The organism is Pseudomonas sp. HY7a-MNA-CIBAN-0227 (assembly GCF_040310325.1).
In the GTDB taxonomy this organism is placed as follows: Bacteria; Pseudomonadota; Gammaproteobacteria; order Pseudomonadales; family Pseudomonadaceae; genus Aquipseudomonas.
This window is the reverse complement of sequence record NZ_JBEOPT010000088.1, coordinates 1-281: the sequence shown is the minus strand read 5'-3', so window position 1 is coordinate 281 and position 281 is coordinate 1. Positions and strand designations below refer to the sequence as shown.

General features: G+C 61.9%; 1 protein-coding gene. It reads right to left on the bottom strand.

Annotated features, from left to right (window positions below; all coding sequences use genetic code 11):
• The coding region (locus AAEZ06_RS27095) for a HAMP domain-containing protein (RefSeq protein ID WP_350617164.1) at positions 1-281 on the bottom strand (281 nt) is incomplete at both ends.

The following is a 281-nucleotide window of genomic DNA, read 5'->3' as shown; positions in this document are numbered from 1 at the left end:
CCCATGACCCGCACGCGTCGGGTCAGGTCGCCATCGCGCAACTCGATCGAAGCCCTCTCGATTTCCCGAATGGGCCGGATGATTTGCGCACGCAACAAAAGACTGACTAACACAGCCAGTAAGCTGCCACCCAGCAGCACCGCGACGAGCATCCGTGAGACCTGCTGTTGTGTTGCGCCCGCCTCAGCGAAGGCGCCAGAGGTCAGCTCGGCTTGTAGGCCCAACAGCCGGTTGAATTGACCTTGCAGGCCATTGTTGTCGGCACGCACCCGACCCAGCAG